The organism is uncultured Bacteroides sp. (genome assembly GCF_905207245.1).
In the GTDB taxonomy this organism is placed as follows: domain Bacteria; phylum Bacteroidota; class Bacteroidia; order Bacteroidales; family Bacteroidaceae; genus Bacteroides.
Map to the genome: position 1 here is coordinate 1 of NZ_CAJLKP010000043.1, position 16,837 is coordinate 16,837.

Annotated in this window: 17 protein-coding genes; all 17 read left to right on the forward strand. The window is 44.7% G+C overall.

What is annotated here, in order from left to right; all coding sequences use genetic code 11:
- The first annotated feature begins 339 nt into the window (after nucleotides 1–339).
- The gene (locus tag QZ135_RS13805; RefSeq protein WP_294610285.1) at nucleotides 340–1,104 is read left to right on the forward strand and encodes an AAA family ATPase; all 765 of its coding nucleotides are present in this window, start codon (nucleotides 340–342) and stop codon (nucleotides 1,102–1,104) included.
- A 17-nt stretch (nucleotides 1,105–1,121) separates the two neighbouring features.
- Nucleotides 1,122–2,009, forward strand: a complete 888-nt coding sequence (locus QZ135_RS13810) for a ParB/RepB/Spo0J family partition protein (RefSeq protein ID WP_294610287.1) — start codon at nucleotides 1,122–1,124, stop codon at nucleotides 2,007–2,009.
- A complete protein-coding gene (locus QZ135_RS13815) occupies nucleotides 2,010–2,858 on the forward strand; it encodes a DUF5683 domain-containing protein (protein WP_294610290.1) in 849 nt (282 codons plus the stop codon).
- Nucleotides 2,859–2,892: 34 nt separating this feature from the next.
- Nucleotides 2,893–4,200, forward strand: a complete 1,308-nt coding sequence (locus tag QZ135_RS13820) for a lytic transglycosylase domain-containing protein (protein ID WP_294610293.1) — start codon at nucleotides 2,893–2,895, stop codon at nucleotides 4,198–4,200.
- Between the two features lie 69 nt (nucleotides 4,201–4,269).
- On the forward strand, nucleotides 4,270–6,528 hold the full coding sequence (locus QZ135_RS13825) for a RelA/SpoT family protein (protein WP_294610296.1): 2,259 nt from the start codon (nucleotides 4,270–4,272) through the stop codon (nucleotides 6,526–6,528).
- A gap of 37 nt (nucleotides 6,529–6,565) precedes the next feature.
- The gene (locus QZ135_RS13830) at nucleotides 6,566–6,958 is read left to right on the forward strand and encodes a polymer-forming cytoskeletal protein (protein WP_294610299.1); all 393 of its coding nucleotides are present in this window, start codon (nucleotides 6,566–6,568) and stop codon (nucleotides 6,956–6,958) included.
- A gap of 122 nt (nucleotides 6,959–7,080) precedes the next feature.
- Nucleotides 7,081–8,610, forward strand: coding sequence for an aromatic amino acid ammonia-lyase (locus QZ135_RS13835; RefSeq protein ID WP_294610302.1), 1,530 nt, complete (start codon nucleotides 7,081–7,083; stop codon nucleotides 8,608–8,610).
- Entirely contained in the window at nucleotides 8,611–9,339 is a 729-nt protein-coding gene (gene fabG / locus QZ135_RS13840) for a 3-oxoacyl-ACP reductase FabG (RefSeq protein WP_294610305.1), read from the forward strand.
- Nucleotides 9,336–10,556: a beta-ketoacyl-[acyl-carrier-protein] synthase family protein gene (locus QZ135_RS13845; protein WP_294610308.1), complete on the forward strand. Its 1,221-nt coding sequence runs from the start codon at nucleotides 9,336–9,338 to the stop codon at nucleotides 10,554–10,556. Before fabG ends, QZ135_RS13845 begins: the two co-directional genes overlap by 4 nt.
- Before the next feature lie 7 nt (nucleotides 10,557–10,563).
- Nucleotides 10,564–10,821, forward strand: coding sequence for a phosphopantetheine-binding protein (locus QZ135_RS13850; RefSeq protein WP_294610311.1), 258 nt, complete (start codon nucleotides 10,564–10,566; stop codon nucleotides 10,819–10,821).
- 5 nt (nucleotides 10,822–10,826) lie between these two features.
- Nucleotides 10,827–11,711, forward strand: a complete 885-nt coding sequence (locus QZ135_RS13855; RefSeq protein WP_294610313.1) for an acyltransferase — start codon at nucleotides 10,827–10,829, stop codon at nucleotides 11,709–11,711.
- 15 nt (nucleotides 11,712–11,726) lie between these two features.
- Nucleotides 11,727–12,812: a class I SAM-dependent methyltransferase gene (locus tag QZ135_RS13860; protein WP_294610316.1), complete on the forward strand. Its 1,086-nt coding sequence runs from the start codon at nucleotides 11,727–11,729 to the stop codon at nucleotides 12,810–12,812.
- The gene (locus QZ135_RS13865) at nucleotides 12,809–13,243 is read left to right on the forward strand and encodes a hydroxymyristoyl-ACP dehydratase (protein ID WP_294610319.1); all 435 of its coding nucleotides are present in this window, start codon (nucleotides 12,809–12,811) and stop codon (nucleotides 13,241–13,243) included. The genes QZ135_RS13860 and QZ135_RS13865 overlap by 4 nt, the downstream gene beginning before the upstream one ends.
- Complete coding sequence (locus QZ135_RS13870) at nucleotides 13,240–13,683, forward strand: acyl-CoA thioesterase (RefSeq protein WP_294610321.1); 444 nt, start codon at nucleotides 13,240–13,242, stop codon at nucleotides 13,681–13,683. Before QZ135_RS13865 ends, QZ135_RS13870 begins: the two co-directional genes overlap by 4 nt.
- Nucleotides 13,668–15,392, forward strand: coding sequence for a beta-ketoacyl synthase N-terminal-like domain-containing protein (locus QZ135_RS13875; RefSeq protein WP_294610324.1), 1,725 nt, complete (start codon nucleotides 13,668–13,670; stop codon nucleotides 15,390–15,392). The genes QZ135_RS13870 and QZ135_RS13875 overlap by 16 nt, the downstream gene beginning before the upstream one ends.
- Nucleotide 15,393: 1 nt before the next feature.
- The gene (locus QZ135_RS13880) at nucleotides 15,394–15,651 is read left to right on the forward strand and encodes a phosphopantetheine-binding protein (protein ID WP_294610327.1); all 258 of its coding nucleotides are present in this window, start codon (nucleotides 15,394–15,396) and stop codon (nucleotides 15,649–15,651) included.
- A complete protein-coding gene (locus tag QZ135_RS13885; protein WP_294610330.1) occupies nucleotides 15,651–16,835 on the forward strand; it encodes a beta-ketoacyl-[acyl-carrier-protein] synthase family protein in 1,185 nt (394 codons plus the stop codon). The genes QZ135_RS13880 and QZ135_RS13885 overlap by 1 nt, the downstream gene beginning before the upstream one ends.
- The last annotated feature ends 2 nt before the right edge of the window (nucleotides 16,836–16,837 follow it).

Here is a 16,837-nt window from a genome sequence, read left to right on the forward strand (position 1 = left end):
TACAAGCTACAAGTGCCTTTCGGAACATAGCGCAGCTACTTGTAGCTTGTAGCTGGTAGCTCGTAACTAATACATTACGAATTACCCCCTCTCCCCACGTTTACAAATCTTAATCTTCTGCAAGCGAGACAAAAAAGATGTTTCATTTCAAGATTATTACGTATATTTGCAAGCTAAACAAGAGAATGGAAAGCGCCGCTACGGACTGAAATGAAATAAAAACAGCTTCGAGTTATTAACAAAATAGGCGACTTATCAACAGATTTTGCAATCTTTCTCTTTTTTAGTAGGCGCAATACGGAATTATCACTTATTTCGCTGCCAATAAACACTAAGAATATGGGAAAAATTATTGCTTTGGCAAATCAAAAAGGTGGTGTAGGAAAAACAACGACTACGATTAACCTCGCAGCCTCCCTCGCCACCCTGGAAAAGAAAGTGCTCGTTGTGGACGCAGACCCGCAGGCAAACGCCTCTTCCGGTTTGGGTGTCGACATCAAGCAGGCGGAATGTACTATTTACGAGTGCATTATTGACCGTGCCGATGTCCGCGAAGCTATCCATGACACGGAGATTGATACACTGAAAGTGATCTCCTCCCACATAAACTTGGTAGGCGCCGAGATAGAGATGCTCAACTTGAAAAACAGGGAAAAGATATTGAAGGAAGTGCTTGCACCGTTGAAGGAAGAGTTTGATTATATCTTGATAGACTGCTCACCTTCACTGGGACTGATTACCATCAATGCCCTCACCGCAGCCGATTCTGTGATTATCCCCGTACAAGCGGAGTATTTTGCATTGGAAGGTATCAGTAAGCTGCTGAATACCATCAAGATTATCAAGTCGAAACTGAACCCGGCACTCGAAATCGAAGGTTTCCTGCTGACGATGTACGACTCGCGCCTGCGCCAGGCCAACCAGATTTACGACGAAGTGAAACGCCACTTCCAGGAATTGGTGTTCAATACCGTCGTGCAGCGCAACGTCAAACTGAGCGAGGCTCCCAGCTACGGTCTGCCCACCATCTTGTATGATGCGGACTCCACCGGGGCCAAGAACCATATGTCGCTTGCCAAAGAACTGATTAGCCGTAACAATTAAATTTAAAACGAAGAACCATGGCACAAAAAAGAAATGCATTAGGACGCGGGCTGGACGCCCTGCTCTCAATGGACGAAGTGCAGACCGAAGGCTCTTCTTCCATCAACGAAATAGAGTTGTCGAAGATTGTCGTCAACCCTAACCAGCCTCGTCACGAATTTGACGAGACTGCCCTTCAGGAACTTGCCGACTCAATCTCTGAAATAGGTATCATTCAACCCATTACCCTGCGCAAGCTGTCGGACGATGAGTATCAAATCATTGCCGGAGAGCGCCGTTTCCGCGCTTCGCAACGGGCCGGTCTGGCAAGTATCCCCGCTTATATCCGCACTGCCGACGACGAAAACGTCATGGAAATGGCGCTCATCGAGAACATACAGCGCGAGGACCTGAACTCGGTGGAAATAGCCCTTGCCTACCAGCATCTGCTGGAACAGTACGGTCTGACACAGGAACGCCTCAGCGAACGCGTAGGTAAAAAGCGTACCACTATCGCAAACTATCTGCGTCTGTTGAAGTTGCCCGCCCCTATCCAGATGGCAATACAGAACAAGCAGATAGATATGGGACATGCCCGTGCGCTTGTCACCCTGGGTGACCCAAAACTGCAAGTGAAAATATTCGAAGAAATCATTGAGCACGGGTACTCCGTACGCAAGGTAGAAGAAATAGTAAAATCCCTGAACGAAGGCGAAACCGTGAAAAGCGGCGGACGCAAAATCGCTCCCAAACGGGCCAAACTGCCGGAAGAATTCAACATGCTGAAACAACAGCTATCGGGCTTCTTCAGCACCAAAGTGCAGTTGACTTGTTCGGAGAAAGGAAAAGGTAAAATCAGTATCCCGTTCAATAACGAAGAGGATTTGGAACGTATTATCGGTATACTCGATACTCTAAAAAAATAAATGACGAAAGGAACAAGAACATATCAATGGTGTATCGCCCTGCTGCTTTGCCTCGTGCAGACGGCAGGGATTGCTATGTATGGGCAAGACCGCCCGCGCGCCGCTGCCAAACGCCAACAAGCACAACAGGCAGATTCGCTACGGAAGCTGCCACAGATAGCATTGGATAGTCTGGATTCGCAAGCCGCCCCCGCTCTGCAACGGGGTTCGGCAGCCGTAGACAGCATTGCCGTAGCCGACAGCATTGCTGCCGAAAACAAAAAACGCCTGTTGGAGATGACCACTACTGCCACCCCGCAAGTGCCGCCCACACCGGCGGACAGTCTGCACGAGGCAGTCAACAAGAAAGTATTCATTCCCAATCCGACCAAGGCGACATGGCTCGCTCTCGTCATTCCCGGCGGCGGACAAATCTATAACCGGAAATACTGGAAGCTGCCTATTATATATGGCGGTTTTGCCGGATGTGCATATGCGCTCACGTGGAATGGCAAAATGTATAAAGACTATATGCAGGCCTACAAGGATGCCGCCCAAGGAAATTGGGAAGCCAGCAGTATCAATGACCTCCTGCCTCCCGGATACGTTGACCGTGTTTCCAAAACCCAGATAACAGAAACCCTCCGGAAGCGAAAAGACACATACCGTCGGTATCGTGACCTGAGTATCTTCGCCTTCATAGGCGTCTATCTGATATCGGTAATCGATGCTTATGTAGATGCAGAGTTATCTAATTTCGACATCACCCCCGACCTTAGCATGCGGATAGAGCCGGCTGTAATCAACAACCAATACAGTAGCGGCACCTCCAACAAGTCGGTCGGGCTGCAATGTAGTTTCCGTTTTTAATGAATAAATAAGCTATACCAAAGAATAATCACACATGAAAAATAAATCTGTAAACATGAAGAAGTTTATCGCTACTCCGTTCCTGTTTTGTCTATCACTTTTCACCTTTCACGTACAAGCGCAGGAAAGTGTGGATGTGCTCATCCGCGACAACGGAACAGAACGAAAGGAAAGTATCGAGCTTCCCCAAAGTATGACATATCCGCTGGACAGCTTGCTCAACGACTGGAAAGCGAAGAATTATATCGACCTGAGCAAAGATTGCAGCACTTCTACAGAGAATCCTCTTTTCAGCGACTCTGTCTATATCGACCGCCTGAGCCGCATTCCAGCCGTAATGGAAATGCCATACAATGAAATTGTACGCAAATTTATTGATATGTACACCGGACGCCTGCGCAATAATGTAGCATTTATGCTGAGCGCCTGCAACTTCTACATGCCTATCTTTGAAGAAGCACTCGATACCTACGGTCTGCCGCTCGAACTCAGGTATCTGCCCATTATCGAGTCCGCCCTCAACCCTTCCGCCAGGTCGCGCGTAGGCGCCTCCGGCTTGTGGCAGTTTATGCTGGCTACCGGAAAGATGTACGGGCTGGAAAGCAACAGCCTCGTTGACGAACGCTGCGACCCGATAAAAGCCACTTGGGCAGCCGCCCGCTACCTGAAGGATTTGTATGCCATTTATCAGGACTGGAACTTGGTGATTGCCGCCTACAACTGTGGACCGGGCACCATCAACAAGGCTATACGCCGCGCCGGAGGGAAAACGGACTATTGGGAAATCTACAACTTCCTGCCAAAGGAAACCCGAGGATATGTGCCTGCATTTATTGCAGCCAACTATGTTATGACGTATTACTGCAAGCACAACATCTGCCCCATGGAAACCAATATTCCTGAGGCAACGGACACCGTTCTGGTGACAAAAAACTTACACTTCGAACAACTTGCCGATATCTGTGGCGTCAGCCTGGAAGAAGTCAAAAGCCTTAACCCCCAGTACAAAAAGAGCATTATTCCCGGTGAAAGCAAAGCACAGACTCTCCGCCTGCCGATGAACTCCATCAGTACATTTATCGACAACCAAGATACAATCTATGCCCATCGTTCTAACGAACTGTTCAAGAACCGCCGAACGGTAGCCATCTCCGAAACCCGTTCTACAGGACGGCGCGCCACCACTGGCAGCGGCAACCTGACGCGTCATAAGATACGAAACGGAGAAACACTGGGAAGCATCGCACGCCGTTATGGTGTCACCGTCAAACAACTTCAAAGTTGGAACGGACTGCGCAACACCAACATTTCCGCCGGAAAGCAACTGAAGATATATAAATAAACCCACAAACGCTTGCGTGATGTTGAAATTTGCTTATTTTTGCAGCAATTGAAGAAAGGAGAACAGGTTATGGAAGAGAATGTGAGCCAGAAAGATAAAGAAAAAGTCGAAGAGGAAATGATAGAACAGGCTTTCCAGCAACTGTTGAACGACTATTTGGCAACCAAACACCGTAAGCGTATTGAGATTATTACAAAAGCATTCAACTTTGCCAACCAGGCGCATAAGGGCATCAAACGCCGTTCGGGCGAGCCTTACATTATGCACCCGCTTGCTGTGGCACAGATTGTATGCACCGAAATAGGTTTGGGCTCTACGTCCATTTGTGCCGCCCTGCTGCACGATGTGGTAGAGGACACAGACTATACCGTAGAAGACATAGAAAATATATTCGGCCCGAAGATTGCCCAGATTGTGGACGGGCTGACTAAAATATCCGGTGGTATCTTCGGTGACCGCGCTTCGGCACAGGCAGAGAACTTCAAAAAGTTACTGCTGACGATGTCTGATGATATACGTGTGATTCTTATCAAAATAGCCGACCGTCTGCATAATATGCGCACGTTAGGTTCCATGCTGCCCAACAAGCAATTCAAGATTGCAGGTGAGACATTGTATATCTATGCCCCCCTTGCCAACCGCCTGGGGCTTTATAAAATAAAAACTGAACTGGAAAACCTGAGTTTCAGATACGAACATCCCGAAGAATATCACGAAATCGAAGAAAAGCTGGCGGCCACAGCTACCGAGCGTGACAAGGTATTCAAGGAGTTCACCGCCCCGATTCGTGCCCAACTGGACAAAATGGGGTTGAAATACCGTATTCTTGCACGTGTAAAATCCATCTTCTCCATCTGGAACAAGATGCAGACCAAGCATGTGCCGTTCGAGGAAATCTACGACCTGCTTGCCGTACGCATCATTTTCGAACCACGCAATACGGACGAGGAACTGAACGATTGTTTCGACATCTACGTCTCCATCTCCAAAATATACAAGCCCCATCCCGACCGCCTGCGCGACTGGGTGAGCCACCCCAAAGCAAACGGTTATCAAGCCCTGCACGTCACCCTCATGGGCAACAACGGACAGTGGATTGAAGTGCAAATCCGCAGCGAGCGCATGAACGACGTGGCCGAACAAGGCTTTGCTGCACACTGGAAATACAAAGAAGGAGGTGGCGGTGAAGACGAAGGCGAACTGGATAAATGGCTACGCACCATCAAGGAAATTCTCGATGACCCACAACCGGACGCTATCGACTTCCTCGATACCATCAAACTGAACCTGTTTGCATCGGAGATATTCGTGTTTACTCCGAAAGGTGAAATCAAAACCATGCCGCAGAATTCTACAGCACTGGACTTTGCTTTCTCCCTGCACACAGACATCGGTAGCCACTGCATCGGTGCAAAGGTAAACCATAAGCTTGTACCATTGAGCCACAAATTGCAGAGCGGTGACCAGGTGGAGGTACTGACATCCAAATCTCAACGCGTACAACCGGAATGGGAAGTATTTGCAACGACTGCCCGTGCCCGTGCCAAAATAGCCGCCATCCTGCGCAAAGAGCAAAGAACAAGCCAGAAAGAAGGCGAAAACCTCCTGAACGAATTCTTCAAAAAGGAAGAACTGCGACCGGATGACATACTGGTAGACAAACTGGTAAAGGCTCATAACATGAAAAGCCGTGACGAATTACTCATAGCCATCGGCAACAAGAAAATCGTACTCGGAGATCTGGATAAAAACGCCTTGAAAGAAAAGCAGGGAACCAACTGGAAGAAGTTCCTCACATTCTCGTTCGGCAGCAATAAAGATAATAAAGAACCGGTCGAAGAGAAGGTGCCGCAAGAAAAGGAGAAAATCAATACGAAGCAAATTCTGAAACTGACGGAAGAGAATATCCAGAAGAACTATATCATGGCAGAATGCTGTCACCCTATACCCGGTGATGACGTGCTGGGTTACATTGACGAGAATGACCGGATCATCATTCATAAACGCCAATGCCCCGTTGCCGCCCGATTGAAGAGTAGCTACGGAAACCGCATTCTTGCCACAGAATGGGACACACACAAGGAGCTCTCTTTCTTGGTGAATATATATATAAAAGGTATAGATGCCATGGGATTGCTGAACGAAGTGACCCAAGTCATCTCCCGCCAGTTGAATGTGAATATCCGTAAACTGACAATTGAAACAACGGACGGCATCTTTGAAGGCAACCTGCAATTGTATGTACATGATGTGGACGACGTGAAAACCATTTGCAATAATCTGAAACAGATACAGAACATCAAGCAGGTGACCCGTGTAGAGGCGTAAATGGAATGAAAGTCAAACAATAAAAGCACACTATAATATGTTTAACTCTAAAAAAGGAATAGACGATAAAGTTAGTAACCAGTTAACCACCCTTTCCAACCAAAGTTTAATCAAGGGTGACTGTTCCATAGAAGGAGATATGCGTATCGATGGAACGATAGAAGGCAATATCCGATGCACCGGAAAAATAGTGATTGGTCCTGAAGGAAGAATAAACGGAAACATTTCCTGTACGCACGCCTGCCTGCACGGCACTATCATTGGCGATGCATACGTGAAGGAAGAACTCACCCTGAAAGCCAACTGTGTGATGCAAGGCAACATCTATACCACGAAACTGGAAATAGAATCGCAAGCCAAGTTCAACGGAAGCTGTAGTACAAATGACATGAATCATGAGGTAAAATTACTGGGAGCTATTACTGAATAACATTATTTACAATAGATTTAAGCTTCCCAAAACCATTCCGCTAATAAAAGTTTTATTTTGCATAGACATCTATTATTGATATAAAATAGCTATTTTTGCAGTCTATATCAATGAAGTATACTATGATAGTCGGCAAATATATAAATTTAGAGATACTCCGAAGGATACTATTTAATGATGAAGAAATAATAATTTCCGATGAATGTATCCAAGAAGTAGATAAAAGTTTTCACTTCTTAAGAGAGTTCTCAAGCGATAAAATTATTTACGGAATCAATACAGGATTCGGTCCTATGGCGCAATATAGAATCGAAGACAAGTCATTAAGAGAACTACAATATAATATTATCAGAAGCCACTCTACCGGAGCCGGACAACCATTGCCTTCACTCTATGTAAAAGCAGCAATGATTGCCAGATTATTCACCTTTCTACAAGGGAAATCAGGAATACACACGGAACTGGTAGAGTTACTCGTTAAGTTCATTAACCTGAATATTTTTCCATATATACCGGAACATGGCAGCGTAGGTGCCAGTGGTGACTTGGTGCAACTTGCTCACATGGCATTAGCACTGATAGGAGAAGGCGAAGTCTTCTATAAAGGAGAGCTACAACCTACCGCCCAGGTACTTGAGAAGAATCACCTCGAGCCTTTTTCCATACACATACGCGAAGGGCTCTCGGTAACCAATGGCACTTCTGTCATGACAGGCATTGGCATTGTGAATTTGCTTTATGCCCGCCAATTGCTCAATTGGTCGGTTTGTGCATCGGTAATGATGAATGAGATTGCTGCATCGTATGACGATTTTATCTCCCAGCCGCTCAATGATGCCAAACTCCACAAAGGCCAGCAGAAAATAGCTGAGGCCATGAGAAAACAAATGGCAGACAGCAAGTGCACACTCAAAAGGGAAATTGAATTGTACGGACAAAAACATGAGGAGAAGATTTTTGAACATAAAGTACAACCTTATTATTCATTAAGATGTACTCCGCAGATTCTGGGGCCGGTATATGATGCTTTAGCCAATGTGGAAGAAGTGCTCATCAATGAAATCAACTCTGCTTGTGATAACCCGATTGTCGATCCTGAGACACAGAATGTATACCATGGTGGTAACTTCCATGGAGATTATATATCTTTTGAGATGGATAAACTGAAAATAGCCATCACGAAACTAACTATGCTCAGCGAGCGTCAATTGAACTATCTGTTTCATGATAGAATCAATGGCATCCTCCCTCCTTTTGTCAACTTAGGAGTATTAGGATTGAATTATGGACTGCAAGCCTCACAATTCACGGCAACCTCTACAACTGCCGAATGCCAGACTTTGTCTAATCCGATGTATGTGCATAGCATTCCCAACAACAACGATAACCAGGATATTGTGAGCATGGGAACCAACTCTGCATTAATGGCAAAAACGGTTATTGAGAATTCTTATCAAGTCATGAGTATTCTGTTTATGGGTATTGTACAGGCAGTGGATTATTTAAAGATACAGGAGAAGTTGAGCACAGAGTCACGTTGTGTATACAATGAAATCCGGGCATTTTTCCCCGTATTTACCCAGGACACTCCCAAATACAAAGAGATAGAAGCAATGGGTAAGTACTTGAAGAATAAGAAATTTAATTTATAAATGAAATACGCGTTAATAACAGGCGGAAGCCGGGGTATAGGACGTACTGTCAGCATAAAGTTGGCAGAGATGGGATATACAGTGCTGATTAATTATCAAAGTAACGATAAGGAAGCAGCAAAGACCCTACAATTGGTTCGTGAAAAAGGAGGAGACGGAGAGTTATTGAAGTTTGACGTCACCAACCCGAATGCAGTAACCGAAGCCATAAACTCCTGGAGTACCCGACACCCGGAAGAATATATCGAAGTACTGATAAATAATGCAGGCATACGTAAAGACAACCTTATGCTCTGGATGACCGGAGAAGAATGGAATAGTGTATTGGATACCAGCCTGAACGGATTCTTCCACGTTACTCAGGCATTACTTAAAAACATGTTAGTCAAACGCTTCGGACGTATAGTCAACGTAGTTTCACTATCAGGCATCAAAGGCATGCCCGGACAGACCAACTATTCTGCAGCTAAAGGCGGTGTCATTGCCGCTACCAAGGCATTGGCCCAGGAGGTAGCAAAGAAACATGTGACAGTCAATGCCGTAGCACCGGGATTCATCCGTACGGAAATGACTGAGGATATCAATGAAAACGAGTGGAAAAAACACATCCCTGCCGGACGCTTCGGTGAACCGGAAGAAGTGGCAGCTCTTGTTGGCTTCTTGGTATCCCCCAACGCCTCTTACATTACGGGTGAAGTGATTTCAATCAATGGAGGACTGTATACATGAGAAGAGTTGTCATCACAGGAATGGGAATCTACTCGTGCATCGGTAAAAACCTGGACGAGGTAACCGACTCCTTATACAATGGAAAATCAGGGATTGGCATTGATCCTGAACGAAAAAAAATGGGATATTTATCCTCATTGACAGGCCTGTTGGAACGCCCTGAGCTCAAAAAACTACTGGACAGGCGGAAACGTCTCTGTCTGCCCGAACAGGGTGAATATGCATATATGGCAACAGTAGAAGCATTCAGAAACGCTGGTATAGATGAGGCATTTCTGGAAGCAAACGAGGTAGGAGTTCTTTTTGGAAATGACAGCAGTACTGCACCCATTATCAATGCGGTAGATATTATACGGGAAAAGAAAAATACGGTTCTGGTAGGTTCCGGTTCTATCTTCCAGTCCATGAACTCGACTGTATCCATGAACCTGTCAGTCATATTCAAGCTCAGAGGGGTAAACTTCACCATCTCCGGTGCCTGTGCAAGCGGATCACACGCCATTGGCATGGGATACTTGCTCATCAAATCGGGATTGCAGGATTGCATATTATGCGGAGGTGCGCAAGAAGTGAATCCTTTCTCCGTAGGTAGTTTTGATGGGCTAAGTGCCTTCTCTACCCGGGAGGCCGAACCACAAAAAGCATCCAGACCTTTTGATAAAAACAGGGACGGACTCGTGCCCAGTGGTGGTGGTGCCAGTCTGGTTCTGGAAAGTTATGAATCGGCAGTGAAACGTGGGGCTCCCATATTGGCAGAGATTATCGGTTATGGTTTCTCTTCAAACGGAGAGCATATATCCGTGCCCAATATAGACGGTCCGAGGCGTTCATTGGAAATGGCTATCAAAGATGCAGGAATTGCATTGGATGAAATTAAATATATCAATGCACATGCAACATCCACTCCGATAGGGGATTTGAATGAGGCAAAAGCCATATCAGAGGTATTTGAGGGGCACCGCCCATACGTGACTTCTACGAAGTCCATGACCGGTCACGAAATGTGGATGGCAGGCGCCAGTGAAGTTATCTACTCTACTTTAATGATGCAGAACAATTTCATTGCCCCCAACCTGAATTTCGAGGAGCCGGATGAAGCATCGTCCCTGCTAAAAATCCCTGCCCTACGAGTAAATACTGAATTTGATACCTTCCTGTCGAACTCCTTTGGATTCGGCGGAACAAATTCTACATTAATTATAAAAAAAGTAAAGTAATATAAGTATGACCAACGAAGAAATCATTGAAAAGATAAGAGAAACCTTATCAGAAGAATTTGAAGTAGATATCGATCTTATCCAGTCTGATGCTCCGCTCATGCAAACATTGGAGTTAGACAGCCTGGACCTGGTAGATATGGTAGTGTTGATTGAGAAGAACTTCGGTTTCAATGTTACCGGGCAGGACTTTGTGGGAATCAAAACATTCCAAGACTTCTATAATCTCGTCATCACCCGTATGGCAGAGAATAAAAACGAATAAGTAAGATGTGGAAAGGTAAAACCCGTGGCGGTGTATCCGGATACCTGTTTTTCATTTATATGATCAGGTATCTCGGGGTTAAGGTCGCTTATGGTTTTCTGACTCTGATTGTTCTTTATTTCATTCCATTTGCTCCGAAAGCAACAAAGAGTATCTGGCAATACTCCCGCCGCATATTGAAACGAAACCGTATGCGCTCGGTGGGATTATTGCTGACTAACTATTACCGTCTGGGACAGATACTCATTGATAAAGTAGCTATCGGAAATGGGATGGTCGGTAAGTATCATTTCAAATTTAACCACTATCAGGAATTTCTGAATGTATTGGATGGCAACCAAGGAGTAATTATGATTGGCGCCCACGTTGGAAATTGGGAGATAGGAACTCCCTTTTTCAATGATTACAGCAAGAAAATGAACGTAGTGATGTACGATGCCGAACACCAGAAAATTAAAGAAATACTGAAGAAAAACGGTCAGCAGCAACCCTACAAGATAATACCGGTCAATGAAGACAACCTTGCCCACATATTCAAAATCACAGAAGCACTGGACAATAAAGAGTATGTTTGCTTCCAGGGAGACCGTTATCTGAATGCAGACAAACTGCTGACGTGTACATTCATGGGACAGGAAGCATCTTTCCCAATCGGCCCCTTCCTGCTGGCAACGCGGATGAAAGTTCCGGTAGTTTTCTATTTTGCCATGAGAGAGGCAAAGCAAACCTACCATTTCCACTTTGTATTGGCGGAGAAAGTGTCCGGTTCAAGAGAAAAGAGAGCTGAACAGTTATTGCTGGAACAATATGTGAGTGCCCTGGAAAAAATAATAAGCCAATATCCCGAACAATGGTTCAACTACTACCCCTTCTGGAAATTGCCTGAATAAAATAAAATCAATAGAATGAAACTATTCCCTTCATTACAAAAGAGATATACCAAAGAGCGGTTCACCGCTGTGCAGGCGCAACGCCTGGCACAGGAAATAGCCTTTGGGCCCATTGTGTTTCAGGTTTCACGCCTGATGCTGAAATTCGGCATTTTCCGTTTGCTTTCCGATAACCGGAAAGGCATGTCATTGGAACAGATAAGTCAGGCCACCGGATTATCACCATATGCAGCACAAGTTCTACTGGAAGCCTCACTCACAATTGGCACTGTATTGGTGAAAGAAGACCAATATGTACTGGCAAAAGCAGGCTGGTTCCTGTTGAACGATGAAATGGCACGGGTGAATATGGACTTCAATCAGGATGTGAATTACAAAGGTCTGTTTCATTTGGAAGAAGCGTTGGTCAACGGTCGTCCGGCAGGTTTGAAAGAATTAGGAGATTGGCCTACCATTTATGAAGGGTTGTCCGCTTTGCCCGAACAAGTACAGAAAAGCTGGTTTGGATTCGACCATTTTTATTCAGACAATTCGTTCGACCAGGCACTCGAAATTGTATTCAGCCACTCTCCCCGAACTCTGCTCGATGTAGGAGGAAACACCGGAAGATGGGCTACCAAATGCGTACAGTACAATAAGGAGGTGAAAGTTACCATCATGGACCTGCCCCAACAGTTGGAAATGATGAAGCAGAAAACGGAAAATACACCCGGTCATGAACGCATTCATGGACACGGTGCAAACCTCCTCGACAAGAATGTACCTTTCCCGAAAGGATTTGATGCCATTTGGATGAGTCAATTTTTGGATTGCTTTTCCGAGAAAGAAGTCAAGAGTATTCTGTCTCGTGCCGCCCGGTCAATGTCTACAGATGGACGACTTTATATTATGGAGACTTTCTGGGACCGGCAAAAGTTTGAGACAGCCGCATATTGCCTGACACAAATCAGCATCTACTTTACTGCCATGGCAAACGGTAACAGTAAGATGTACCATTCGGATGATATGGCACGATGCGTCCATGAAGCCGGTCTGAAAATAGAAGAAATATATGATAACCTAGGATTAGGTCATAGTATCGTAAAATGTAAGTTGAAATGAGAAAAGCTAACATCATACACGGTAAAGGAATCCTGAACCTGATACCACAACGACCTCCAATCGTCATGGTAGACTCATTTTGCGGCATAGAAGGCAATTGTTCTTATTCAGCGTTGACAATCACCGCTGAAAATATCTTTTGCCTAGGAAATGAACTACAAGAATCCGGCATTATCGAACATATCGCCCAATCGGCAGCAGCCAGAATAGGATATCTCTATTTACAAAAAAATGAACCGGTGCCATTAGGTTTTATTGGTTCGGTAGATAAGCTGACCCTTCACCGTTTACCCAAAGTCGGGCAGGAACTATATACTGAAATTACGATTATTCAGGAGGTATTCGACATCACCCTGATATCTGCTTGCGTAAGCGCTGCAGAAGAAATGATTGCAGAATGCCGGATGAAAATATTTTTAGATAAGAAATGAGGCAGAAAACAAATCTACATACGGCAGCACTCACAGACCGCACCACCGTGAAGATACGATTCAGCGAAATAGACTCCATGCAAATCGTATGGCATGGTGAATATGTACGCTATTTTGAAGATGGCAGGGAATCTTTCGGTAAACGCTACGGCTTAGGATATATGGATATCTACGACGAAGGCTACATGGTGCCCATTGTTGACTTGAACTGCCAGTTTAAACAACCGTTATCGTTCGGTGAAGAAGTAATCATCGAAACCCGGTATATCTCTTGTGAAGCTGCAAAGATCAAATTCGAATATGTGCTATATCGGGCTACTAATAATAATATTGTTGCTACCGGCAGCACAACTCAGGTTTTCCTGAATAAGGACAGAGAGTTAGAGTTAGTAACCCCGGCTTTTTATCAGGCTTGGAAGAAGAAATGGAACATCCTATAAGTGTATATATCACGGCAGATGCCCTTATCAGTTCTTTGGGTTCAAATACTCAGGAGAATATAGAGGCAATCTGGAAGTACCGGAGCGGAATCACGATGCATGAAGCAGGAGTTATATCTGATAACCCGATATTGGCTGCTACTATTAATACGGATATTTGGAATATTGCAAAGGGTCTGGATGCTTATACACGCTTGGAACAGTTATTCATACTTGCTATTCAAGATATTCTTTCTCATTCCGGCATCAGTCTGGCAGATAAAAATTGCGGCCTCATCCTCTCCACCACAAAAGGCAATATCAATCTATTAAGCAAGCATTCCGATGAACCTGACATTAAAGCCTACCTATGGGAAATGGGAAGAAGAATAGGTGACTATTTTCAGGCCAGCGACCGGATTGAGGTTATCTCCAATGCCTGCATATCAGGAATATCTGCCCTAATTGTAGCCAAACGATGGATAGAGACCGGAAGATACCAGAAAGTCATAGTAGCAGGTGGAGACATCCTCTCCCGCTTCATCACCAGCGGATTTCTCTCTTTCAGATCCATCAGTTCACAGATATGCCGCCCTTACGATGCCCGGAGAGATGGACTTAATCTGGGAGAGGCTTGTGGTGCTATCTTATTGAGTTCAGAAGGGAAAGATACGGACATCATACTTTCCGGAGGAGCCATCAGCAATGATGCCAACCACATTTCCGGTCCATCGCGCACAGGAGACGGATTGTATTTTGCCATCCGCCAGGCTATGGAGGAAGCATCAATCACCGCCAGAGACGTCAGTTTCATTAATACACATGGCACCGCTACTGTTTATAATGACGAGATGGAATCCAAAGCCATTCATTTAGCCGGATTGGAGATGGTACCGGTCAATAGCATGAAATCCTATTTCGGCCACACCTTGGGAGCGTCGGGAATAATAGAGTCTATTATCTGTATTCACGAATTAAAAGAGAAAATGTTATTCGGCACGTTAGGCTATGAAGAAGCAGGTGTCAGTATGCCTGTCATAATTCAAGCCAAGCATCAGGAAATACCAATGAAGCATTGCATTAAAACAGCATCCGGTTTTGGAGGTTGTAATGCGGCGATTGTATTAACAATTCCCGAATATCAACAACAACCTCAAAAAGAACAGGCATCAGTAACCGTCCACACCACTGCAACTGTTTCCATTGAAAACGCCAACTTATACATGAATGGGAAAAGCATTTTTTCATCATCTTCCCCTGACTTTGCGCAATTTATCCGCGAAGCATACAAAAACATAGGCGGAAGTAGCATGAAATTCTACAAAATGGACGACCTTTGCAAATTAGGATACACCGCTGCCGAATACTTACTGAAAGGGAAAAACTTCCAACCGGAAGAAATAGGCATACTGCTGGTAAATTCCGCATCTTCACTCGATACGGACATTCATCATCAGACTATCATCAATCAGGAAGGCGACCATGCGGCCAGTCCTACAGTTTTTGTATATACGCTACCAAACGTTGTAGCCGGTGAAATATGCATTCGCCATAAAATACAAGGAGAAAATACTTTCTTCATAGAAAAAGAGTTCGATGCGGACAAGTTGGAAGAATACGCACGAATGATAATGAAGAAAGGAAAATTGAAAGCGTGTATCACTGGTTGGTGTAACCTTTTGATGGGAAAATATAAAGCTGATTTTAAATTAATTGAAGTACAATATTGATATGGAAGAATTAATAGAAAAACTAAAAAAAGAGCTTATAGAAGAACTGAATCTTGAAGAAATCACTCCGGAGGATATTAATCCCGATGAACCTCTGTTTGGTGACGGCGGTTTAGGGCTTGACTCCATTGATGCCCTCGAAATCATTCTTATTTTAGAACGTAATTACGGAATCAAAATAAAGAATCCTGCAGAAGGGAAACAGATATTCTACTCGATACGCACATTAGCGAACTATATCTCTGAGAATCAAAAGTAATGAAGATATACGTAACCGGTTTAGGCGTTGTTTCCGGCATAGGACTGGGGGTTGAAGAGAATATCACTTCACTCAGAAAGCATCAGCATGGCATGGGAAAAGTCACTCTTTTTCCCACAAAGTTAGATGTACCCGTATCAGAAGTGAAATACAGTAATGAAGAATTAAAACGGTTACTCTCTTTAAATACACAAAAAACATTCTCACGGACAGCTTTGCTGGGTATGTTGGCAGCAAGAGAAGCCATAAATGATGCCCAACTGGATACGACCTCTATGCGTACCGGGCTTATCTCTTCTACCTCAATAGGAGGCATGGACTTGAGTGAACACTTCTACGCTTCATTCAAAAAAGACAATAAAAAAGGACGATTGCGGGAAGTCATCTCTCACGACTGCGGTGCAAGCACTGAAATGATAGCGGATTATCTGAACGTAAACGACTTTGTGACGACTATAAGCACAGCTTGTTCGTCAACTGCCAATGCCATCATGCTGGGAGCCCGTATGATTAAGAATGACCTGCTGGATGCCGCCATCGTAGGAGGTACAGATGCTTTATGCAAGTTCACCCTCAATGGTTTTAATTCACTCATGATTCTAGACAAGGAGCATTGCCGTCCTTTTGACGAATCACGCGCAGGTCTCAATTTAGGAGAAGGGGCCGGATACCTTGTTCTTCAATCAGAAAAGTCGCTTCGAAAAGAGGCATATTGCCTGTTAAGCGGATATTCTAATGTGAATGAAGCTTTTCATCAGACCGGCAGTTCTCCCGAAGGAAACGGGCCTTTCTGGTCTATGCAGGAAGCCATAGCGAAAAGTAACATTCCGCAGGAGGAGATTGATTATATCAATGTACATGGTACAGGAACACCAAACAATGACCTCTCAGAGGGTCTTGCCATTCGACGGATTTTTGGTGATAAAATTCCACCATTCAGCTCCGTCAAAGCGTTCATTGGCCACACATTAGGTGCTTCGGAAGGCATTGAAGCCGTTTACTCAGTTCTCTCGGTGCGTTATGGTTTTATCTACCCTAGCCTGAATTTCGAGACCCCCACAGAAGAGACCGGGCTGATACCCGAAACCTCCTTTCGTGAAGGGGTGCCTATCCGTAACGTATTATCAAATTCATTCGGGTTCGGTGGAAATAATTCATCGTTACTGTTTTCCACATTAAAATAAAA

Excerpts from the sequence above, each read along its gene's own strand:
- QZ135_RS13805 (WP_294610285.1), top strand. The coding sequence starts at position 340 with ATGGGAAAAATTATTGCTTTGGCAAATCAAAAAGGTGGTGTAGGAAAA.
- QZ135_RS13810 (WP_294610287.1), top strand. The coding sequence starts at position 1,122 with ATGGCACAAAAAAGAAATGCATTAGGACGCGGGCTGGACGCCCTGCTC.
- QZ135_RS13815 (WP_294610290.1), top strand. The coding sequence starts at position 2,010 with ATGACGAAAGGAACAAGAACATATCAATGGTGTATCGCCCTGCTGCTT.
- QZ135_RS13820 (WP_294610293.1), top strand. The coding sequence starts at position 2,893 with ATGAAAAATAAATCTGTAAACATGAAGAAGTTTATCGCTACTCCGTTC.
- QZ135_RS13825 (WP_294610296.1), top strand. The coding sequence starts at position 4,270 with ATGGAAGAGAATGTGAGCCAGAAAGATAAAGAAAAAGTCGAAGAGGAA.
- QZ135_RS13830 (WP_294610299.1), top strand. The coding sequence starts at position 6,566 with ATGTTTAACTCTAAAAAAGGAATAGACGATAAAGTTAGTAACCAGTTA.
- QZ135_RS13835 (WP_294610302.1), top strand. The coding sequence starts at position 7,081 with ATGATAGTCGGCAAATATATAAATTTAGAGATACTCCGAAGGATACTA.
- fabG (WP_294610305.1), top strand. The coding sequence starts at position 8,611 with ATGAAATACGCGTTAATAACAGGCGGAAGCCGGGGTATAGGACGTACT.
- QZ135_RS13845 (WP_294610308.1), top strand. The coding sequence starts at position 9,336 with ATGAGAAGAGTTGTCATCACAGGAATGGGAATCTACTCGTGCATCGGT.
- QZ135_RS13850 (WP_294610311.1), top strand. The coding sequence starts at position 10,564 with ATGACCAACGAAGAAATCATTGAAAAGATAAGAGAAACCTTATCAGAA.
- QZ135_RS13855 (WP_294610313.1), top strand. The coding sequence starts at position 10,827 with ATGTGGAAAGGTAAAACCCGTGGCGGTGTATCCGGATACCTGTTTTTC.
- QZ135_RS13860 (WP_294610316.1), top strand. The coding sequence starts at position 11,727 with ATGAAACTATTCCCTTCATTACAAAAGAGATATACCAAAGAGCGGTTC.
- QZ135_RS13865 (WP_294610319.1), top strand. The coding sequence starts at position 12,809 with ATGAGAAAAGCTAACATCATACACGGTAAAGGAATCCTGAACCTGATA.
- QZ135_RS13870 (WP_294610321.1), top strand. The coding sequence starts at position 13,240 with ATGAGGCAGAAAACAAATCTACATACGGCAGCACTCACAGACCGCACC.
- QZ135_RS13875 (WP_294610324.1), top strand. The coding sequence starts at position 13,668 with ATGGAACATCCTATAAGTGTATATATCACGGCAGATGCCCTTATCAGT.
- QZ135_RS13880 (WP_294610327.1), top strand. The coding sequence starts at position 15,394 with ATGGAAGAATTAATAGAAAAACTAAAAAAAGAGCTTATAGAAGAACTG.
- QZ135_RS13885 (WP_294610330.1), top strand. The coding sequence starts at position 15,651 with ATGAAGATATACGTAACCGGTTTAGGCGTTGTTTCCGGCATAGGACTG.